Origin of the sequence: Mesorhizobium sp. M1338, from assembly GCF_040318045.1 — a bacterium.
Lineage (GTDB): Bacteria > Pseudomonadota > Alphaproteobacteria > Rhizobiales > Rhizobiaceae > Mesorhizobium.
This window is the reverse complement of the sequence record NZ_JAMYLL010000141.1, coordinates 1-920: the sequence shown is the minus strand read 5'-3', so window position 1 is coordinate 920 and position 920 is coordinate 1. Positions and strand designations below refer to the sequence as shown.

1 protein-coding gene is annotated in these 920 nt (G+C 55.1%); it reads right to left on the bottom strand.

What is annotated here, in order from left to right; all coding sequences use genetic code 11:
- Positions 1 to 261: 261 nt before the first annotated feature.
- Entirely contained in the window at positions 262 to 507 is a 246-nt protein-coding gene (locus NKH19_RS33350) for a hypothetical protein (protein WP_352874133.1), read from the bottom strand.
- Positions 508 to 920: the final 413 nt, after the last annotated feature.

Sequence of the window (920 nt, the reverse complement as noted above, 5' to 3'; positions counted from 1 at the left end):
ATGTGAACGTCACGATCGCTTTCGACCCGGCGAGCGGTGGCTTCCGCATGGCGCATCTGACCGCCAGCTATGCCTTCGTCATCGAGTTCCCTTACTTCAGCAACTTCCCGATCAACTACGCGACAACCGTTACCGTGCCGATGGTCGGGAGTTAGGCTGGACGCCCGCATATGACGGAACGATAGGCTGCAAAGTTGTTGCTTCAGCGGCCGAGGTCACCAACCACACGGTTGCGCCAGAGTATGCCCGTTCCCGTGAAAATCAAAAGCCGGTCACGATCCAAGGATTGGTATCATATCCGAGGCGCTGTTTTGTTGGTTCAGTGCCATTGAGCGGGGCTGTGGCAGTTCCTGTCAAACTGCAGTCCAGCTCTGGAACGTCTTTCTTTACCGAATGCTTGGCCGAGCAAAGCGCAGCGGCGTCACTGATCACCGTTTTCTTCTCCTTGGCATCAACAGGACCATTTCCAGCCAACAGGACGACCGCACAGAACAACGCCATTTTCATGAGAAACGCCCTCAGTTGAGCATCCCCAGATGCTGCCATCTGACGTTACGTTAATTTTATATTAGCGCAAGAGAATATAGATAGGCAAAAAAAGAATCGGTACGAAAGCAGGCGGCCAAAAACTGGTCGCCTGCCGGCACCCGAAACCCTTATATGGGGATGGTCAACTACAAATGGCCTTACGTCGACATTGTCATGTACCTCCGCGGCAATCCGTAGATCCATTCGATGAGTCCGTTTGCGTGACGCGGTTCGCGAACGAACTGAACCGCCCCGGGTTTTCCGGAGGCCGTTTCGTTTGAGTCACGCGGCTATGGCTGGGTCTTCGAGCATGGCGTAGTAGCGTTCCTCGGCTTCGGCCGGCGGGATGTTGCCGATGGGCTCCAGCAGCCGGCGATTGTTGAACCAGTCGA

Bases quoted from the DNA above. Each gene is read 5' to 3' on its own strand.
- NKH19_RS33350 (WP_352874133.1), bottom strand. From the start codon at position 507: ATGAAAATGGCGTTGTTCTGTGCGGTCGTCCTGTTGGCTGGAAATGGT.